The sequence below is a fragment of the Streptomyces sp. NPDC005408 genome (genome assembly GCF_040606445.1).
Taxonomy (GTDB): domain Bacteria; phylum Actinomycetota; class Actinomycetes; order Streptomycetales; family Streptomycetaceae; genus Streptomyces.
The window spans coordinates 1-19,842 of the sequence record NZ_JBEXEX010000063.1; the positions used below are offsets into that span (position 1 = coordinate 1).

At 70.4% G+C, this 19,842-nt stretch carries 17 protein-coding genes; 3 read left to right on the forward strand and 14 right to left on the reverse strand.

The annotated features are described in order from the left end of the window. The first annotated feature begins 556 nt into the window (after window positions 1-556). From ABZS64_RS34460 to ABZS64_RS34470, 3 genes are all read left to right on the forward strand, one after another. Window positions 557-994: a hypothetical protein gene (locus ABZS64_RS34460; RefSeq protein WP_355838184.1), complete on the forward strand. Its 438-nt coding sequence runs from the start codon at window positions 557-559 to the stop codon at window positions 992-994. A 436-nt stretch (window positions 995-1,430) separates the two neighbouring features. Then, complete coding sequence (locus ABZS64_RS34465; RefSeq protein ID WP_355838186.1) at window positions 1,431-2,201, forward strand: 4'-phosphopantetheinyl transferase superfamily protein; 771 nt, start codon at window positions 1,431-1,433, stop codon at window positions 2,199-2,201. A gap of 73 nt (window positions 2,202-2,274) precedes the next feature. Then, window positions 2,275-2,589 (forward strand): integrase, encoded by a 315-nt coding sequence (locus ABZS64_RS34470; RefSeq protein WP_355838188.1) that lies wholly within the window; start codon window positions 2,275-2,277, stop codon window positions 2,587-2,589. 228 nt (window positions 2,590-2,817) lie between these two features. Here the strand turns inward: ABZS64_RS34470 and ABZS64_RS34475 are convergent, their stop codons facing one another. Genes ABZS64_RS34475 through ABZS64_RS34540 form a run of 14 tightly spaced genes read right to left on the reverse strand, consistent with a single transcriptional unit; the run spans window position 2,818 to window position 19,804 of the window. Continuing rightward, window positions 2,818-3,156 (reverse strand): group II intron maturase-specific domain-containing protein, encoded by a 339-nt coding sequence (locus ABZS64_RS34475; RefSeq protein ID WP_355838190.1) that lies wholly within the window; start codon window positions 3,154-3,156, stop codon window positions 2,818-2,820. Further along, on the reverse strand, window positions 3,096-3,758 hold the full coding sequence (locus tag ABZS64_RS34480) for a 4'-phosphopantetheinyl transferase superfamily protein (protein ID WP_355838192.1): 663 nt from the start codon (window positions 3,756-3,758) through the stop codon (window positions 3,096-3,098). Before ABZS64_RS34480 ends, ABZS64_RS34475 begins: the two co-directional genes overlap by 61 nt. Beyond that, entirely contained in the window at window positions 3,755-4,780 is a 1,026-nt protein-coding gene (locus ABZS64_RS34485; RefSeq protein ID WP_355838194.1) for a phosphopantetheine-binding protein, read from the reverse strand. Before ABZS64_RS34485 ends, ABZS64_RS34480 begins: the two co-directional genes overlap by 4 nt. Next, window positions 4,762-5,493, reverse strand: coding sequence for a hypothetical protein (locus ABZS64_RS34490; protein ID WP_355838196.1), 732 nt, complete (start codon window positions 5,491-5,493; stop codon window positions 4,762-4,764). Before ABZS64_RS34490 ends, ABZS64_RS34485 begins: the two co-directional genes overlap by 19 nt. After that, entirely contained in the window at window positions 5,490-7,214 is a 1,725-nt protein-coding gene (locus ABZS64_RS34495; protein WP_355838198.1) for a non-ribosomal peptide synthetase, read from the reverse strand. The genes ABZS64_RS34490 and ABZS64_RS34495 overlap by 4 nt, the downstream gene beginning before the upstream one ends. Further along, window positions 7,199-10,267, reverse strand: a complete 3,069-nt coding sequence (locus ABZS64_RS34500) for an amino acid adenylation domain-containing protein (protein WP_355838199.1) — start codon at window positions 10,265-10,267, stop codon at window positions 7,199-7,201. Before ABZS64_RS34500 ends, ABZS64_RS34495 begins: the two co-directional genes overlap by 16 nt. Window positions 10,268-10,300: 33 nt before the next feature. Beyond that, window positions 10,301-11,497: a cytochrome P450 gene (locus ABZS64_RS34505; RefSeq protein ID WP_355838201.1), complete on the reverse strand. Its 1,197-nt coding sequence runs from the start codon at window positions 11,495-11,497 to the stop codon at window positions 10,301-10,303. Then, entirely contained in the window at window positions 11,494-12,813 is a 1,320-nt protein-coding gene (locus ABZS64_RS34510; protein ID WP_355838203.1) for a condensation domain-containing protein, read from the reverse strand. Before ABZS64_RS34510 ends, ABZS64_RS34505 begins: the two co-directional genes overlap by 4 nt. Next, on the reverse strand, window positions 12,810-13,505 hold the full coding sequence (locus ABZS64_RS34515) for an alpha/beta fold hydrolase (RefSeq protein ID WP_355838205.1): 696 nt from the start codon (window positions 13,503-13,505) through the stop codon (window positions 12,810-12,812). The genes ABZS64_RS34510 and ABZS64_RS34515 overlap by 4 nt, the downstream gene beginning before the upstream one ends. Then, window positions 13,502-15,160 (reverse strand): non-ribosomal peptide synthetase, encoded by a 1,659-nt coding sequence (locus tag ABZS64_RS34520; protein ID WP_355838207.1) that lies wholly within the window; start codon window positions 15,158-15,160, stop codon window positions 13,502-13,504. The genes ABZS64_RS34515 and ABZS64_RS34520 overlap by 4 nt, the downstream gene beginning before the upstream one ends. Window positions 15,161-15,182: 22 nt before the next feature. Further along, window positions 15,183-15,437 (reverse strand): phosphopantetheine-binding protein, encoded by a 255-nt coding sequence (locus tag ABZS64_RS34525; RefSeq protein WP_355838209.1) that lies wholly within the window; start codon window positions 15,435-15,437, stop codon window positions 15,183-15,185. Between the two features lie 52 nt (window positions 15,438-15,489). Then, window positions 15,490-16,263, reverse strand: coding sequence for an alpha/beta fold hydrolase (locus ABZS64_RS34530; protein WP_355838211.1), 774 nt, complete (start codon window positions 16,261-16,263; stop codon window positions 15,490-15,492). Between the two features lie 41 nt (window positions 16,264-16,304). Next, complete coding sequence (locus ABZS64_RS34535; protein ID WP_355838213.1) at window positions 16,305-18,062, reverse strand: ABC transporter ATP-binding protein; 1,758 nt, start codon at window positions 18,060-18,062, stop codon at window positions 16,305-16,307. Next, window positions 18,059-19,804 carry an ABC transporter ATP-binding protein gene (locus tag ABZS64_RS34540; protein ID WP_355838215.1) on the reverse strand — a complete coding sequence of 582 codons (1,746 nt, stop codon included), beginning with the start codon at window positions 19,802-19,804 and terminating at the stop codon, window positions 18,059-18,061. Before ABZS64_RS34540 ends, ABZS64_RS34535 begins: the two co-directional genes overlap by 4 nt. Window positions 19,805-19,842: the final 38 nt, after the last annotated feature.

The window sequence follows — 19,842 nt, forward strand, 5'->3', positions numbered from 1 at the left end:
AGGACCCGAAACCCTTCGTCTGGACGAAAACCGCAGACGAGATCCTTGAACGCCTCGCCGGATATCTGAACCGAATTCCCGACTCAGGACACTAGGTCACGCCGACAGGCGGGGCGCCTGTTACGGCACGTGGGGGCGGGAGGCAGGGCGGCAGCATGGGAATCTCCTTGTGACCGGGTGTGCCCCGGGTCTTTCGGGAGATCCAGCGAACTCGGTGTGACGGTTCCTTCGGCTGGCCCGTAGGGTCGGATGTAGTGCTGATAGTTCCTCCTGGTGTGGAGCTGTCGGTCGCTTCACGAGGCGGCTCCCTGGGTCAACAGGGGGCCGCCGCCCTTTTCCGTGGCAGTGGCCCGTCGCCGCTGCCGAACCCCACCAATTGCTGGGCGAGTTCGGCGCTCTCGTATCCAGTCTGTGGGCTGCTCCGACCAGTTGGTCACTCGGGTTTGCGCTGGTCAGCGCGGGTTTTTCGGTTGCCAAGGCTGGTCATCACCCGGTTTTCGCATGCCTTCGGTTGTCATCAGTAGACTTACCTGGTCAAAGGCCAGGGGAGGGTTCGATGGCACAGGTCTTACGGATGCCGGGCGAGTGGGAGCTACCGGAGAGTCCACGCCGGCAGTTCGTCGAGGAGTTGTTCTCGTACTACCGGGATGCCGGACGTCCCACGCTTCGGATCATCGCCGACGAGATCGCCGCGGCTCCGGAGTTCGACGCCTTCACGGCCAGTCGGGAGACCATCCGCAAGATGCTGCGGGGTAAGACCGTCCCGTTGAACTGGGCAGTGGTCGACGCAGTCCTGACGGTGCTGTGCGCGCGAGCCAGTGTTGACCCGAACACGCAGCGCTGGACGGGCGGTTTTAGCGAGGACCCGACCACGCACCGGCAGTACCTGCGGAAGCTGTGGAACGAGGCACTGGACACTCCGCCGCCCTCGCCCGCCCCGCACTCCGGCTGGGGACGCGGAGCCTCTAACTACTCCGACGAACCGCCGTTCTGACGCCGCCCAACGGTTGAAGCCGGACCGCATGATGCGGTCCGGCTTCGGCGTTCCCGGCCCTGTTCTCGTATAGCTACGGCCAAGTGGCGTCTGTGGTCATCTGCCCTGGTCAGCAGGCCGGTTCACCGTCGCGGTAAACCGCGCATTTACCGCGACGGGCCCAGATGGGCCGTCACTCACCGCTACATGTCCGTCTGCCGTAGCTATACGAGCGGACCCCCGTGACCGGGGGGCTGACCGATTCCCCGCGCATGCACACCGCGTACGACTCATTGCTGCGAGGGCGGTACGGGGCGCACGGGACGGATGCGGCCATCGACGGAGCCGCGCCTACAACACCGTCCGAAGGCACTCGGCAACCCGGTACCTGTCCCCGATCGACCATGAACACGCCATCGCGGCTACCATGACACTCGCCGCATAACGACACGAACGTGTGTCCACTTTCGCGGAGGAACGTCCGCCCCCTCCTCTGCACCAGGAGACCGCCCTGCCCGCCACCGCCCATCCCGGCACCATACCGCCGACCGGGCCACATCCAGGGATCGTGGACCTGTGGATGCTGCATCTCCCTCAAGCCGACGACCAAGCCCAGGACACCCCTGGCCTGGACACTTCCGTGCTGAGCCCGGACGAGCAGCGCCGGGCCTGCGCCTTCGCCCGCCCGCGGGACCGGCTGCGCTACACGTTCGCGCACACCGCCCTGCGCCGCCTGCTGGGCGCCCAACTAGGGCTGCCGCCGCAGGACCTGGCCTTCACCCGGGAGCCCTGCCCGTGCTGCGGCGCCCCGCACGGCCGACCCGCCCTGGCCGACCCGCCCCTCCCCCTGCACTTCTCGCTGTCCCACGGCGGCGACCTGGTCCTGATCGGCACCGCCGCCGTGCCCGTCGGCGTGGACGTCGAGCCCGTGCCCGCCCCGTCGGTCGTCGCCGACCTCGCCGGCGTCATGCATCCCGCTGAGCAGGCCGAACTCGCCGCAGCCCCTGCCGCCCGCCGCCCGGCCGCCTTCACCCGCCTGTGGGCCCGCAAGGAGGCCTACCTCAAGGCCCTGGGCACCGGCCTGGGACGCGACCTCGCCGCCGACTACCTCGGCACCACCGGCCTGGCCGCCCCACCCACCGGCTGGACCGTCACCGACCTGCCCGCTGGCCCCTCCCACGCCGCCGCCTGCGCCGCCCCCAGCCCCGCCGCGCCCACCACCCTGTAGGGTGTCGAAACTCACACATAGCTTCTGACCAGGAACTTTGCGATGGACTACGACCCTGACAGGCTAGGACTGCATGGCGCTGCGCATGCGCTACCTGATCTTCCTCTGGCTCCTCGGACTGCTCCTGCTGCTCTCGCGCACCGACGCAGCCAAGGACGTCGAGCTCGTCGCCCTGCGCCACGAGAACGCGGTGCTGCGCCGACAGCTCGGGGTGCGACCGCAGCTGACCTGGCCGGAGCGCGCCGTGCTCGCCGGCCTCGCCCGCCACCTGCCCGGCAGACTGCGCCGACCCCGCTTGGTCACTCTCGGCACCCTGCTGAAGGTCCGCTGGAAGTGCCGAGTAGCCGAGTGGGATCTCACCCCGCGGCTCTCACAGGGCCGTGCGTAACAGTCGCCCGTTACATGGCTCTTGTCGCTCTGATCACCAGACCGGCACGGCGTCTATCGACAGGCGCCAGTGAACGAACATGCGGGGGTATCGCTGGGCGATTTCCTGCATCTTCACGAGCGCCTTCCGTTGGGCCGCAAGCCGCTTGTACTTGTTGCGGATCCAGCGCACCAAGTAGGTACTGACGCGCGCCAAGAAGGGGTTCAGCTTCCAGGGTCGGAACCGGCCCTAGTAGTTGATCCACCCCCCAATCACAGGATTCATCCTGCGTGCGAGCTCGTTGAAGGCCAGATCGGCACGTCGGTGGAGTCGCCAGGACCGCACCTCCCGACTGATCCTCGTCAGGGCCTCCCTGCTGATCCCCGGCGCGAACGACAGGAACTGCTCGCCGTACCGATTCCGGTTCTTCCGGGCGCGGAACGTGTATCCATGGAGCCCTACATGAGTTCGTCCGCGTCCCCAACCCCGCCGGTACCGCGCGCCTACATCGAACAGGACCTTGCCCCTCAGCAAGCGGATGGAACAGCAATCGCGGCCAGGACAAGCCCGTTCGAAACTCGCCAGCACCCCTCAAATGAGGCCAGGTCGGCGCCGTCGACGGTCGGCCCAGGGACCAGGAGCCGGGCGGAGAAGGTCCCGTTCGCCGGATGGAGGACGACTTCTGCGTCGGCGAAGCCGAGCACGGTGCCGGTCATGGGGTACCACGCCTTGTAGACGCTCTCCTTCGTGGTGAAGAGCAGCGTGTCCCAGTGGACCGCCGCGTCCTGGCGGCGAAGCTCCGCGAGGTGGCGCTGTTCGGCGGGCAAGGCGATCAGGTGGAGGCCCCCGTCGGGGAGCGGCTGGTGGACCTCCGCGTCGATGCCAAGGGAGTGGAACACCCCCGCGCGGGCGATCGCGGCCGCGCGGTAGCCGGGGCAGTGGGTCATGCTGCCGACCACGCCGGACGGCCACTGCGGCGCCCCCGCCGGCCCCTGGAGGATCGGGGTCGGGGGGACGCCCAGCCGGCCGAGGGCGGTTCGGGCGCAGTGTCTGACGGTGGCGAACTCGCGGCGTCTGGCGGCCGGGGACCGGGCCAGCAGCTCGGCCTCCCGTGCGTGGAGCGGGGCGTCGAGCAGGTCGCCGTAAGCCTCTTCGCTCTCGACGCCGGGTGGCAGAAGATCCGCGATCACGAGCCGGTGCAGTCGATCTCCGCCATCACGGCTTCCACCGCCTCCAGGGTGGGCGCATGGTTGATCATCTCGAAGTGGTCGGCGGGCACCGCGTACTGGCGGTAGTCTGGCAGGCCGAGATCCGGCCAGTCGACCACCGGGCCGGTCGTGGCGGCGATGTCGGCGGGGTCGTCCCGGTCCTCGGTGGAGAAGAGCCGGACCGGGAAGTCGGCCAACTGCGGGGCGTAGCCGGAGATCGCGGCACCGACCGAGCCGAAGACGCGTACCCGGCCATCGAAGTCGGCGTAGTCCTCGCCGGTCGCAAGCTCCTGGAGGACGGCTTCGGCTCCGCGCTCGGCAACCTCGGCCGGCAGGCCTGCCTCGGCGACGAGCTGCCGGAGCTTCTCCCGCATGCCCTCCTCGACGGTGAGCGGCGGGCAGTAGAGGGAGGTGTTGAGCAGCAGCAGCGAGCTGATCTCCCAGCCCCGGCCCTGCAGCGCCCGGGCCAGCTCGTACGCGAGGATGCCGCCGACGCAGTAGCCGGCGAGGTGCAGGCGGCGCGGCATGTCCGACGCCTCCAGGACCTCGACGAAGTCCGCCACCTTCTCGCCGAGATCGCTGCTCGGTGGGCCGTCCTGTGGGTTGAGACCGCGCGCCTGGAGGCCGTGCACGGGCCGGTCGACCGGGTCACCCCCGAAGCGGTGAAGGCCGACCACACCGCCGCTGGCCGCCGGCACGAGCAACAGCGGTGTCCCGGCCCCGGTCGCGTTCAGGGTGACGAACCGCCCGTTGCCGGTTCGGGCGTCGCCCCGGAGCCAGGAGCTGATGCCCTGGAAGGTCCGCAGCTCGTAGATCCGCTGCAGTGGGACTTTGATGCCGGAGGCGCCCCGCAGGGCGCCGGCCAGCCGGGCTGCCTTCAGGGACGTGCCGCCGGAGGCGAAGAAGTCGGTGTCCAGGGCGGCCGGAGGCTCGCCGAGGATGCGCGACCACTGGGCCGCGACCAGGGCATCGACCGCGTCACGTTCTACGAATGCAGGCAGCACGAGGCTTCCCTCTCTACAGTGGTCAGGAGGTCGGTGAGCAGGGACTTCACCAGGGGCGCGCGGAACAGCTCGGCCGCCGTCACGTCGACCCGGTGCACCACCCCGTCGCCCGGCCACTCGACCCCCTCGCTCAGCAGGACGTGCTCAGGGGCCGGCGGTGTCTCCAGGGGCACGGCCGACGCGAGGGTGAAGCTCAGCCAAGCCCGCTGCCCTCCGGTCAGTTCGACCAGGATCTCCTCGTCGAGCTCGGGCGAGCACCCGACGACCACCGAGAGGAGGAAGGAGCTGGCCAGTCCGAGCGCGACGCCGGGCGGCAGGCCGATGATCGTGGGCACCTCGGCCGACTCGTCCATGGCCCGGGCGAGTTCGGTCAGCAACGCCTGCGGGGTTCGGGGGCCCGGCACCGCCGGGTCGAACAGGATGAGCGGGACGTTCGGCGTCGGCAGCGCCTCGACCAGCGCCGAGGCCAGGCCGACAGCCGAGCAGTAGGCCAGCACCACGGCGGGGGGCGGCCCGGCGGCGGTGATCCTTTCGGCCCAGTAGGCGGCCTGCTCGGCCGTACTGGGGACGTTGTCGGCGAGTCCGGGGTAGCGCAGCGGGTCGATCCTGAGACGTCTCTGGTCCCACCCGTCGGGGAGGATGCCGTCGAACGTCCTCGGGGGCATCTCGTTTGCGAACTCCATTACCACGACGGGGCGTTGGGTCTGCGTCACTCCGCGCTCCTCACGGCTTCGTCGACCTTGGCGGAGAAGTCCGCGAGGACGGGATAACTAAAGATGGTCTGCAGTCCGATCTTGATGCCGAACTGCTCACGCGTCCGGGACACCGCCCGGGCAGCGATCAGCGAGTGGCCGCCGATCTCGAAGAAGCTGTCGCGGGAGCCGGGGAGGTTCCCGGTGAGGTCGGACCAGATCTCGGCGATCCGCTCCTCGGTGGAGCCGGGCGACGAGGACTCGGGCGAGGGCTCGGACGGGGACTCGACCGGGGTGACCAGCAGGACCTTCCGGTCGATCTTGCCGTTCGGGGTCAGCGGCATCGCGGCGAGCCGGTGCAGACCGGCCGGGAGCATGTACTTCGGCAGCCGGTCGGTCAGTGCCGCGCGGATGGCCCGCACCTCGGCGGCGCCGCAGAAGAAGGCGCGCAGCGATCCACCGTCCTCGTCCGGCAGGTGGACGACGGCCGCCTGGTCCACACCCAAAACGGCGAGGACCTCCTGCTCAACCTCGGCCGGCTCCACCCGGTGGCCACGGATGCTGACCTGGGCGTCCCGCCGGTCCACGAACTCCAGCTCGCCGTCGGCCGTCCAGCGGCAGATGTCGCCGGAGGCGTACCAGCGGCTCTCGCCCTCACCGGGGACGAACCTGCGGCCGGTGAGCTCCGGGTCGTTCCGGTAGCCCAGAGCCAGGATGTCACCGCCGATCAACAGCTCCCCGGGGACACCCGGCTCGGTGACCACGGTGCCGTCGGCGTCCACCAAGCGGGCCTGCGCACCGGTGATGGGGCGGCCGATCACCGGAGCGGCGTCGGTGGGGCAGCGGCGCAGGTCGTCGCTGGCAGTGGTCACCACGGTGGCCTCGGTCGGCCCGTAGTGGTTGAACACGGCGGCGGGGAAGGACTCCGGCGGGTTCACCCGCAGGCGGTCTCCGCCGGTCAGCAGGACGGCCAGACCGGCGGGCGGGCTCGGGGAGGCGAACAGTTGCTCGGCGAGAGGAGTACTCAGGAAGCAGTGCGTGATGGCGCTCCGCTCGATGAACTCGGCGATCACCGCACTGTCGACGAGCACCCGCTCGGTCGGCAGCACCAGCGTCGCCCCACCCGCGAGCGCCGCCCAGACCTCCCAAACCGTGGCGTCGAACCCCAGCCCGGCGAAGGCCCCGACCCGTACGCCAGGCCGGGTGCCGTAGGCCGTCCGGTGCCAGGACACCAAGTTCTCCAGCCCCGCGTGACCGACCTCCACACCCTTGGGCATACCGGTCGAACCGGAGGTGTAGATGACGTAGGCCAACTGGGCCGACTGCACCGTCGAGGGGGGTGCCCCGGTGGCGGAGCCGTCGAGCACCGGAATCCCCGCGGGCACTCGCCCGGCGAGCCCGTCCTGGGACAGCACGGCGATCGGCTGGGCATCGAGCAGGATCGACTCGATCCGGCCGTCGGGCAGCGCCGGATCGAGTGGCAAGTACGCGGCGCCCGCGAGCCAGCTGCCCAACTGCGCGACGACGCCCGCGACCCCCCGGTCGAAGAGCAGACCGACCAGGCAGCCGATCCGGTAGCCCTCGGCCTGCTGGATCTGCCCTGCCACCACGGCAGCCAAATCCCAGAACTGACGGTATGTCAGCTTCTGCTCACCGCACTCGACCGCGATCGCGTCCGGATACGAGTCGACGGTTCCCCTGAGCAGACGGACCACCGTCCGCTCGTTCAAGGTGTCCTGCATGAAAGATCACTCCTATCCCCGGCAAGCAGTTCCTGGTACACCTGGGCGACGCGCTCCACAATGTCCCGACCGACCCGGTGACCCTGGTGGGTGAGGTCCACCCGCAGGCCCCCGGAGGGCAACGGCCACACCTCACAGACCAGTTCGTTCATGGCTGACTCGGCCGCCGGCGAGTACGACTGGACCGCGCACCCCGGCAGCTCGAGCCGCACGTCCTCGTTGCCCTGATAGGCGAACAGCGTCTGGTAGAGGAGGTTCCGGCCGGTCCTCGGCGGCCGGACCTCCCGGACCACGTCGGCGAACCGCACGTCCTGGCGGGCGAGGGCCGCCTCCACCACCGGGAGTGCGGCACCGAGGGCCTGCTCCGGTGTCCGGCACTCGTCCAGCGCCGGCAGGCGCAGGCAGAGGGTGTCCACCAGGCAGGAGACCGCCCGGACCGCCTCCTGGCCGAACCGCCGGGCCAGCGGCACCCCGATTCCGAAGTCCCGCTGACCCAGCACCTCGGTCAGAGCGGCGCCGTAGCAGGCCACCAGCGGGAAGAAGAGCGTGGCGCCGACTGCCTGGGCCAGCTCCGAGAGGGCGGCGACGGCGTCCGCTCCGACGGTGAAGACAACGGGCTTCTCGGCCTCGTCAAGCGGCGACGGGAAGTCGAGATCGGGTAGCCCGGCCAGCGTCGAAGTCCAGTACCGGAGCTGCTCCGCGTGGTCGTCCGGGCTGCGCAGGGCCGCCTCCTCCGCGGCCAGGCGCCGCAGGCCGGGGGACGCCTCAGCGAACTCCGGTGCCACGGCCCTGGATCGGGCCTCGTACGCGTGCGCCAGATCGGCGACCAGGAGCCCCTGGGACCAGCCGTCGAAAGACACGTGGTGCACGGCCAGCCCCAACAGCCCGGTCTCGGCGTACACGCAGCGCCAGACCTCGCCGTCCTCGATCCGCAACGGCCGGCGCAGCGCCTGGTCGAACCGGTCTGCGGTGACTGTCTCCACCCGGATGGGTTCGACCGGCCCGGGCAGTACGGCCACCGGGTCCTCATCGACCCGGTAGGCCGTCCGGAGACCCTCATGCCGCTGATGAAGATCGTTCAATGCGGCTTCCAGAGCCGGGAGTTGCAGCGCCCCCGAGACCCGCCACGCCACCTGGCAGATGGCCGACGGGTCGTCGGGCACCATCTCGTGCAGCAGGCAGAAGTTCGCCTGGACACCGCTCAGCAGAATCCGGCCGGTCTCCTCGGCCGGACGGCTCCCCGGCAGTGCGGCGGCCGATTCGACCAGAGCCAGCAGGCCCTTCAGGGTCGGGGTGCGCATGAAGGCGGAGGCTGAGATCTGTCGGCCCGTCCGGCCCGCAGTTCGCGCGCACAGCCGCAGCGCGTCCAGTGACGTCCCACCCAGGGTCGCGAACGGGACGTCCGGTGCCGCCTCCCACCCGACGATCCGGGCGTACTCCTCGCGTGCGATGCCCTGGTGGTCTCCGGAAGCCGGCCCCGCGTGGGCGGCTACCGGGGGGGGACCTGCCAGAGCAGCTGCCCGGGAGAGGGTGGCGAGCAGTGCGCGGGTGTCGACCTTGCCGTTGGGGGTGAGCGGGACGGCCGCCAACTCCCTCAGTTCGGCGGGCATGCAGTGGGTGGGCAGGGCGGCGGCGAGCCAGGCGCGTACCGCCTCCTCGGCGAGCGGCACGCCGTCGGCCCCCTGGACGTAGAACAGCGCCATCCGGGAGAGGGCGCCGTCCTCGTCAGGTACGGGCACCGCCACCGCGCGCTCCACCGAGGGCAGGGAGAGGCAGGCGTTCTCGATCTCCAGGGGTTCGATCCGGTAGCCGCGGATCTTCACCTGGCGGTCGATCCGCCCCCGGTAGTGCAGGACCCCGTCGGGCGCCTCGAAGCCCAGGTCACCCGTCCGGTAGACCCGGGTCGGCGTACCGTCCAGCTCGACCGTGACGAAGCGTGCGGCGGTCTCCGCCGGTTGGCCCAGGTACTCGTTGGCCAGACCTGCGCCGGCGACGCAGATCTCCCCGGTGTCCCCCGGGCGGCAGCGCGCGTCACCGTCCAGCAGGTGGAGCTCAGTCCGCGGTACGACCCGGCCGATGGGGATGCCGTCCGGGTGGTCGGTGTCCGCCAAGGTGACCGGGTGGGTGGTCGCGAAGACGCAGGCCTCGGCCGGACCGTACCCGTTGATCAGCCGCACCGAGGGGTGACGGGTCAGGAACTTACGGATGTGGTGCTGCGACACCCGCTCCCCGCCGATGAGCAGCTGGCTCATCCCGTCGAAACAGGAGAGGTCCTCGTCCACGAACATGTTGAACAGGGAGGAGGTGAGCCAGGCGGTGTCGACCCCGTGGTTGCGCACCAGTGTGGCCAAGCCCTCGGGCAGCAGGTACTCCTCCTCCATCAGTGCGACCGTCCCACCGCTGACCAGCGGGCCCACCACCTCCAGGGTCAGGACGTCCCAGTACAGGGAGTTGACCCCCGCCATGGTGTGGCCGGCGCCGAGGTCGGCGAAGGAGTCGCGCTGGAAGAGCCGGACCGCCGCCCGGTGCGGGGAGACCACCCCCTTCGGCGTACCGGTGCTGCCGGAGGTGAAGAAGACGGCGGCCGCCGCGGCGGGCTCGCAGGGCACGCCGGGGGCCTGGCGCCCGCGCAGCACCGCCTCCCCGATCGAGGAGTGCACGCCGGACCAGCACGGAATGCCCAGGTCCAGCGGGGTCTCCGCCGCCAGCACCGGCGGGTCCAGCTGCCCGATGATCGAGCGGAGCCGCTCCTCGGGCCAGCTCGGGTCCAGCACGGCGTACGCGGCCCCGCACTTGAGGATGGCAAGGATGACCGCCACGAACCGGGGCGAACGCGACATCAGCACCGGGACGCGCGCACCCGGGCCGACACCCGCCGCGTGGAGATCGGCGGCGAGGTCGTCACTGGCCAGGTGCAGCTCCCGGTAGGTCACCCGGACGTCACCCTGCCGCAGCGCGATCCGCTTGGGGTGCCGCAGGGCATGCCAGGTCACCGACTCGTGGATCAGCCGACTGCCGGTGAACTCCGGGCTCTCGCGAGTAGCTCGCATCATCCAAACTCTCATTCAGGGTTCGGCGGTCAGCCGTCAGGAGGCTGTGCCGCGCACGGTGAGGTGCTCCAGGACTGTGATGCCGAAGTGCTGCCTGGTCACCGGCTGCTCCTCGAGGACGACCCCCGCCCACCGGCTGCCGAGCCGCTCTAGCGCGACCTCGGACTCCAGCCTCGCCAGTCCGGCCCCGAGGCAGTAGTGCGCGCCGAAGCCGAAGGTGAGGTGCCGCCTGATCTCGCGGCCGTAGTCGAGCACGTCCGGGTCGGCGAAGACGACCGGGTCACGGTTGGCCACCCCGAGCATCAGCAGGACGAGATCACCCGCCGCGATCCGGTGGCCGGACACCTCCACCGGAGCGGTGGCGACCCGTGCCACCTGCTGGACGGAGGTGTCGAAGCGAAGCAACTCATCGACCACGGCAGCCGGTTCACCGGTCTGGACGCCGGACCAGGCACCGGCGTGCAGCGCGGCCCGGACGGCCTTGCCGATGAAGGTCGAGGTGGTCTCGAACCCGGCGTAGATCAGCAGGCTCGCGGTGGCCCAGATGTCGGCGGCCTCGATGACGCCCTCGCGGTGGGCGTTCCGCAGCAGCCAGAGCCCCGAGCCCTCCGGGACCTCCGAACGCAGGGTCTCGTCCACCACTTCCGCGATCTCCTGCAGCACACGGTGGCCCCTGGTCCTGACCTCCGGCAGGTAGTCCGCGATCAGCAGCGCCGCGATGTCCGGCGCCCAGTCGTACAGGCGGGGTGCGACCTCCTCTGGCAGGCCCAGGAGTTGGCAGACGACCCGGCTGGAGAGTGGGGCGGCGAGGTCCGCCATCACGTCCAGTCCGCCCGTCCTCCCCGCCAAGAGTTCGTCGACCAGCTTCTCCACGGAGGGACGCATCGCGGCGAGCCGGTCGGCCGCGAAGAGCGGCGCGACGATCCGGCGAGCCGCGGCATGCTGGGGGTCGTCGTTGAACATGAACCACCTGCGCACGACCTCCGAGGCGCGGCCCTCACCGCCGGCCGCCTGGTGCAGCGTGGTGGTGCCCCGCTGCGGCCAGGCGGCCGACAGGGCGGGGTGGCGCAGCAGAGCCGTCGTCTCGCGGAACCCGGAGACGATCCACACCTCGAGGTCCTCGTCCCAGCGGACCGGCTCCGCACCCCGCAGGGGGAGGTAGTCCGCGCAGGGGTCCGCCGCCGGGCGGTCATCATCGCGGTAGGGGCAGCGCGCGGCCTGACTCACAGTCACTTGATGTTCTCCGGCAACTGGTCGACCCTGCGCAGCGGGGCGTATCCGATCTCGTCCAGGCTGCTCGGCGCCTCGTTCGCGAGGCTGACCAGGACGGCCTCGACGGTCGCCAGGTAGAGGCCGGTGTGTTCGGGGCTCAGATAGTCCCGGCTGGCGGTCAGCGAGAGGTGGAGGCCCGCCCCGGTCGCCGCGCGGAGGTTGAAGCTCGGGCTGGCCTGCCAGGCGTTCGACGCCCATTCGATGCGCTCCAGGCTCGGCGAGCCCGGCTCCGGAGTCTCGGCGATCTCGCCCAGGAAGTTGAAGTAGCAGCTGAACAGCACCGGGTCAGGGTTGAGGTGGCCGTTGGCGGTCAGCCGCTCGCGCAGCTCGTCCATGTTGTAGCTACCGTGCAGGAGGCGTTCGAGACCGCCCGTGTAGACCGAGCGCAGGACGGCGTCCGGGTGGGTCTCACGGTCCGCCGCGACGGTGATCGGGGCGAGCTGGTTCATGCTGCTGACCAGGGTGTCCCAACGCCGGTCGTGCCGGTTCCCGGCCAACAGGCCGAGGGTGACCCGCTCGCGGCCTTTCAGCTGGAACAGGCTGAGCGCCGAGGCACCCAGGATGACGGACTGGACGGAGATGCCGAGCCGCTCGGCGAGCCGGACGGCGGCCGTCATGGCCACCTCCGAGTAGAGGCTCGCCTTCACCCGGAGGCTGGTGTCCCCGGCCTGCCGGTCCTCCTCCACGAGGCCTTCCCAGGCCGTGAGCCAGTACTCGATGGTCCGACGTCGCTGCCGTTCCTCCGCACGCTGGGCCAGGGCGAGCTGGACCGGCTGCGGCACCGGCTCCGATCCGAGCGAACCACCCGCCAGCAGGGTCCGGAACTGCTCCTCCAGCAGCGCGCAGGCGGCGGCGTCGACCGCGAGGTGGTGCAGGACGCAGACCAGGTAGCGGGGAGCCCCGGCGTGCGTCGCGATGACCGCACGCCAGGAGTGCTCGACCTCCACCCGGATCTCCCGCTCGGCCATCTCCTCGGCCAATGCCTCGGCGGCCTCCGAAGTCCCGTCCGGCAGCTCCACCGGGTCGAGCCGGACCGCCTGGAAGGGCTGGACGATCTGCAGCGGCTCGGCCGGAGTCCGGTCGTAGACCGTACGCAGCGCATCGTGTCGCTCGACCAGCGTCGACCAGGCAGCCGTGACCTCGGCGGCCGTCGTACCGTCCGGCAGCGCGTAGACCGCGGTCAGGTTCCCGTCGCTCTGCTCGTCCGGCGCCGACAGCTCCAGGTCGCGGATGACCGACAGCTGACCGAAGGTCACCGGTGCGGTGGTCTGGCTCAACTCAACTCACCCTTCGTGCAGACCGCCTCGACAGCGGCCACGAGTTCACTCTCGGCCGCGTGCAGGAAGAAGTGGTCCCCGTGGATCTTCTCGACGCCGAAAGCACTGTCCGTGAAATTCGCCCACTCCTCGACCGAGGCCAGATCGGCCTCATCGTCCGCGTCCCCGTAGAACGCCACCACCGGGCAGCCGACCGTGCCGGGGCTACCCGTGCCGTACTCGCCGAGAATCCGGTAGTCGGCGCGGATGACGGGAAGGTAGACCTCCATCAGCTCCTCGTTCTCGAGTAGCTCCTGAGGAGTTCCACCCAACTCGGCCAGACGCTTGGTTAGTTCGGCATCGGAGAGTCGGTGGGTGTCCGCGTCGGCACCCAGCAGCCGGGGGGCACGGCTGGCCGAGACCATCAGTGCCGCCGGCTCCGGGTCACCCTTCGAGCGGAGCAGCTTGGCCAGCTCGAAGGCGATCACCGCACCGTAACTGTGGCCGAACAGCACGTACGGCGAGGTCAGGTCGAGCTGCTGGTACAAGTCCGCTAGCAGCGGCGCCAGTTCGTCGATCGGCTCCGCCACGCAGCGTGCACCCCTGCCGGGGAGCTCCATCGGCATGACGGTGACGCTGTCCGGAAGGTGCCGCTGCCACGAGTCGTAGACGCGTGCTGAGCACCCGGCGTAGGGAATGCAGTAGAGGTTCAACTTGGCCCCTTCGTACGGAGGATGCTGTCAACCAGCCCAGCGATGGTCGGGTTCCTGAAGATCTCCCGGATCGGCACCCGGACGCCGAGACCGTCGGAGAGCCGCTTCTGGAGTACGGCCAGGAGGAGCGAGTTCCCGCCGGCGTCGAAGAAGTTGGCATCCTCGTCGGCGGAGTCCGCAGCGAGCGTCTGCCGCCATGCCTCGGCCACAAGCGCGTGAACGTCCCCCCGGGACGGCACCGCGGTGGGCGGCACCGCCTGGTCGCCGACGGCCAGGCAGGCTGCCAAGGCGACCCGGTCCACCTTCCCGGCGGTGGTGCGGGGCAGCGCGGGCAGGGCGATGATCCTGGCGGGGCGGTGACTCGACGGCAACCGGTCCTTCAGCCAGCTCTGGATGTCCGCCTCGGCCCGCTGCACCACGAAGGCCACTAACGCCGCAAGTTCGGGCTGGTCGGCGCCCTGGAGCAGCACGGCGGCCTGCGAGACGGCCGGGTGCTCCTCCAGGGTGGCCTCCACCTCGCCCAGCTCGATCCGGTGCCCACGCAGCTTGATCTGGCTGTCCAGGCGGCCGAGGAACTCCAGTGAGCCGTCCGGTCGCAGCCGGGCCCGGTCACCTGTGCGGTAGAGGCGCCGGCGGCCCTGGGGGGTGTCGCCTTGCGGGAAGCGCTCCGCAGTCAGCTGCTCACGGTTGAGGTAGCCGTGCGCCAACCCCGATCCGTAAAGGAGGAGTTCACCGTTGTCGTCGATGCGGACGCCCACACCGGCCAGGGGCTCGCCGAGCGAGATCCGCTCAGCGGAGTCGATCCGCGCCGCCGTCGCCCAGATGGTGGCCTCGGTCGGGCCGTACAGATTCCAGAGTTCCCTGCCTCGCGGCACCAACTGCCGGGCGAGGCTGGGGGTGAGCGGCTCCCCGCCGCACCAGAGCCGCGTGCCGGACGCTCCCGTCCACTCGGAGGCCATCAGCATCCGCCAGAAGCTGGGGGTGGCCTGGATGACGTCCGGCGCGGCTGCGGCCACCAGCTCCGTGAAGGCGAACGGGTCCGCCCGCGTCTCATCCGGGACGGCCACGAAGGAGGCGCCCACGGTCAGCGGGAGAAGCAGCTCCGCCAGCGAGATGTCGAAGGACAGCGCGGTCAGCGCCAGCACGGTCTCCTCGGCTGCCAGCCCCGGCACCTCGGCCAGGCCCGCGAGCCGGTCGACCAAGGCGTCGTGGGGAACCATGACGCCCTTGGGCTGCCCGGTCGAGCCGGAGGTGTACAGGATGTACGCGACCTCGCCCAGGCTCGGCTGCCTCGGCGGCGACGGGAGGCCGCTCTCCTCGAGCGCGAACTCCGCCTCGGCCAGCTCCCGCAGCAGCAGGGCGGGGCGGGCGTCGTCCAGGACCCGAGCACGCCTGGCCGCCGGGCTCTCACGGTCGAGCGGCAGGACGGCGCAACCGGCGGCGATCGCGGCGAGGATGCCGACAGCCCCGCTGACACGGTTGGATGCGTCGAGCGCCACCAGGGAGCCTGGCCGGACTTTCGCCGCTATCCGCTCACCAAGGTCGCTGACCAGGGTGGCGAGATCACGGTAGGTGTAGGTCTGCGCAGCCCGCGCGGCCACTGCCTCGGGTATTCGCTCCACCTGAGCCTGGACGACATTCCATACCGTCACCACGCGAGCCCCTCGATCGTATTTCTCAGGCACCGGACTTGCGGGACGCCGAATCCACGAGAGGAGTGACCAGATCCTCGACCGCCACCACTTGGAATATGTCGACGATGTCGATGGAGATGTCGATCTCGTCCTGGAGTGCGGCGGTCAGCCGGAGCACCGAGGCGGAGTCGGCCCGCAGGTCGGCGAACTTGTCCGTGAGGGACACCTCAGGGCTTTCGAAACTCCTGGCAACCTCGGCGAGGACGAACTCCCTGGCACTGGCAGCATTCTCGAACACATCTCTCCCGGTTTCCTCGTGTCAAAGGTATTGAAAGTTCAGGAAATACTGGTCAGTGACCGACGGCCGGGAGTGCTCGGGCAATACTCCGGAGCACGTTCTCCCGCTCGCCGTTGAGGAAAAGGTGACCGCCGGGGAAGATCTCCACCTCGGTCCGGCCGGTGGTCAGCTCCGCCCAGCCCTTGAGCTGGTCCTCGCTGACCCTGGGGTCCGCGCTGCCGCCGAAGGCCGAGACCGGGCAGTTGAGCAACTCGCCTGGGCGGTAGACGTAACCGGCGAAGAGGGAGAGGTCCGCCCGGAATGTCGGCAGGATGAAGGTGACGAAGTCCGGATTCTGCAGAAGCTCCTCGGGCGTGCCGTTGAGGCGGCGGAGCTCGTTGACCAACTCCTCGTCGGAGAGGTCCAGCTCGCCCAGCGGCCGTGACTCGTGGAACGGCAGTGCCCGGCAGCCGGACACCACGACCCGGACCGGCTCCAGCCCCTGCTCACGCTGGAGCCTGCGGGCAAGCTCCCAGCTGACGATGGCACCCATGCTGTGACCGAAGAAGGCGAACGGCCGGTCCAGGTACGGGAGCAGGACCGGGACGAGAGCGTCCAGCAGTTCGTCCAGATCCGCGATCGGCTGATCGAAGAAGCGGTCCTCTCGGCCCGGCAGCTGCACGGCGAGAGCCTCGACCCCCTCCGGGAGTTCGGCGCCCCACTCCCGGAAGACCGAGGCGCCGGCCCCGGCGTACGGGAAGCAGAAGAGCCGAAGGCCGCCGGGCTCGGTCCGGCCGGGAATCGGTCGGACCCAGCTCTGGGCCGTCTGCGATGGTGCCGAGTGCATGGGGTTCCGTTCCTGCTGGTCGAGAGGGGTGAGGTGCGCGGTCAGGCGCCGTGCCAGGACTTCCACAGCGCCGCGTAGCCGCCGTTGGCCGCCAACAGCTCGGCGTGGCTGCCCAGTTCGGTCACCCGGCCGCCGTCCATGACTGCGACCCGGTCCGCGTCGTGCGCGGTGTGCAGGCGATGGGCGATGGCGATCACGGTGCGGTCCTTGAGCACGGCCGCCAAGGAGCGCTCGGTGTGCCGGGCCGTGGTCGGGTCGAGCAGGGAGGTCGCCTCGTCCAGTATCAGTGTGTGCGGATCGGCCAGGACCACGCGGGCCAGGGCGAGTTGCTGAGCCTGCTGGGCGTCCAGGCGGTGCCCGCCGGAGCCGAGCTCGGTGTCCAGCCCGTCCGGCAGCTCATCCACCCAGTCGACGTCGACGGCGGCCAGCACCACGTGCAGGTCCTGGTCGGTGGCGGTAGGCGCGGCGATCTGGAGGTTGTCCCGGACGGTGCCGAGGAAGACGTGGTGCTCCTGGGAGACGAGAACGACGTGGCGGCGCAGCAGCGCCGGGTCCAGCTCGGCAACGGGCACCTGTCCCACCGCCACCTTGCCGGTGCGCGGAACCTCCACTCCGGCCAGCAGTCGACCCAGGGTGGACTTCCCGGCACCCGAGGGGCCGACCAATGCCAGCCGCTCGCCCGGACGGACCGTCAGGTCGACACCGTGCAGGACGTCCCGCTGCCCCTGGTAGGCGTAGCGGACACCTACCACGTCGATCTGATCGTCGGCAGGCTGCTCACCGCCGGCCACGACAGGGGCGGGAATCCGACCGATGCCGTCAACCCTGGCGAAGGAGGCGTTGCTGCTCTGGAGTTGGTCGAGCCACAGCAGGACCTTGTCCAATGGCTCGGCGAGCTTCCAGAAGTAGAGGGCGCAGGAGATGACCGCGCCGAGGCTGACCGCTCCGGTGCCGCGGAGGGCGCCGCCGATCAACAGGATGCCCGCGACCGGGGCGATGTACGAGAACTCGACCACCGGGAAAAGCATGCTGCGCAGGAAGAGCGTGTAGGTGCGGGTAACGCGGCAGCTCTCGATCGCCTCGGCGGCTGCAGCGATCCGGCGCTCCTCGAGACCCAGCGCCTCGACCGTCCGAGCCCCGGCGGCGGTGGAGCTGAGCACTTCGGCGAGGCCGGAGGTGGCAGCACCTTGGGCGAGGTAGCCGGCGTGTGCACGGCGCAGGTACCAGCGGGTGGCGAACCAGATCCCGGATAGGCAGAGCACCCCGCAGACGCCCAGCAGCAGGTTGATCGCAAGCATGGCGACCAGGATGAGGATGACCTGGACAAGCGCGACGAAGACCTCAGGCCCAGCGTCACGCAGGGTGGTGCCAACGGTGGAGACGTCGGCGGTGCCCCGTGTCATCAGGTCACCAGTGCCCGCGCGTTCGACGACCGAGGCAGGCAGCGCGAGCGCCCGCTCGACGAACTGCTCGCGGATCCGCGCCAGCGTCCGCTCGCCGAAGCGGTACCCGGCGTACCGGGCGAAGCGGCCCAGCAGCAACTGCGCCAGTGCGAAGCAGAGGATGCCCAGGGCGAGTCGGTCGACATGGCCGACCCCCGCCCCGCCCTTGACGTCGTCGACGATCCTGCCGAGCAGCCAGGGGCCGCCCAGCCCGGCCGCCGCGGCCAGCCCATTGAGGGCCAGCATCGCGACGACCGCACGGCCATCCTGGCGTACCAGGCGCACGGCGGCACGGCGCGCCTCGGCAGCGCCGGCTATCGGGAGCCGCCCGCCGCCCGCCTCCATCTGAGCGGTCATCGGACGGCCTCCTTGGAGAGCGTGGACTCGGTGGCGGGGGGTTCGTTGTCGCCGCGTGCCACCAGCTCGCGGTAGCCGGGCTCCGACGCGAGCAGCACCCGATGCGGACCAGCGGCCACCAGACAGCCGTCAACGACGTAGCAGACGGTGTCGGCCTGCTCCAGCAGGACGGGGGAAGTCGAGGTGACGGCCGTGGTGCGCCCGGCCCGCGCCCGGCGCAGCCCGGCGGCCATTGCCGCCTCGGTGTGCGCATCCACGGCGGAGGTGGGCTCGACTAGCAGAAGCACCTCCGGGTCGGCCAGCAAGGCACGTACGAGCCGCAATCGCTGGCGCTGCCCGCCGGACAGGTTGCTGCCCTGGGCCTCGACGTGCGTGTCGAGCCCCTCGGGCAAAGCCTGCACTATGTCCTGCGCGGCGGCGTCCAGGATGGCCTGAGCGATGGATTCGTCGGCGCGCGCGGCTCGACCCTCAACCACCGTACGCAGCAGGCCGGAGAAGAGGTCAGCATCGTTGTCCGCGACCACGATCCGGCTGCGGACATCGGCCAGAGCGACGTCCGCGAGCGAGACGTCCCCCCAGGTGGCGGCGGACTCGCTGTACCGGCCGAGCCGGTCAACCACAGCGGCGGATTCGGCCGGGCGGGCGCTGACGATCGCGGTCAGTTGCCCGGGGGCCACCTCCACGCCGGTGTCGGGGTCGTGCAGGGCCGACGGGGCATCAGGAGCCCGGAGGGTCGTCGCAGCTTCCTCCCCGGCGGGTGTCAGGTCGAGCATACGGACGACCCGCCCGGCGGCCACCAGGCCCCTGGTGAGATCGTACCCACCCTCGATGAAGGAGGAGACCGGCACCGCCAGGACGGCGACATAACCGTAGACGGAGACCAGCGTGCCGACCGTGATGCTGCCCTCGGCGGTCATCCGGGCGGTCAGCCAGGTGACCAGGGCGAGGAAGAGGGCGGGCAGGCCGACCGAGAGTGCCTGGATCCAGCTGGTCACGGCACCGACCCGGTAGCCCTCGGCCTGCAAGCTCCGCGAGCCGCGGAGGTAGCGGCCGGCCAGCAGCTCCTTGCCGCCGATGCCGTTGAGGACGCGCATGCCGCCGACGATGTCCCCGATCCGAGCCGTCAGCACGCCCTGCTGCTCTCGGTACTCCGACTCCGCGCCCTGGAGCCGCTCCAGCAGTGGCCCGACCACCACCGCGAGCAGTGGCACCCCGAGCAGGACAACGACCGCGAGCAGGACGGAGACTGACAGCAGCAGCGCGGCCGCCACGAGGTAGGCGATGACGGCGCCGAGGCCGGGGCCGGTGATTGTCAGCGTCTGGCTGATCTGCGAGACATCGCCCGTCCCGATGCTGACCACCTCGCCGGCCGAGACCTTGCGGGGCAGTGCCGCCCCCAGTCGGGTGGCGTGCGCGACCACGACCTTGATCGTCCGGAAGGTGGCGTCCATCCGGACTCGCGTCATGGTGCGGTGGCGCATGATGCCCAGCCAGGCGTTGAGCAGCGCGACGCCGATCAGCGCGGCCACCCAGCCGACCAGGACACCGGTCTTCCCCGGCTGGAGCCCGTCGTCGATCGCACGCGCCATGAGGTAGGGCGGCAGCATCAGGCAGACCATCCAGAGGGTACCGAGCACCGCACCGCCCACGACCCGTCGGCGCTGACTCATAGTCAGCCACCACAGGTAACGCGCCGCACTTCGGTGATCCGGAATTCCCGGGTCAGCGTACGAGTCCATCATGAGCGACACCCTAACCGTCTTTCCCGCGCCTTAGCCGG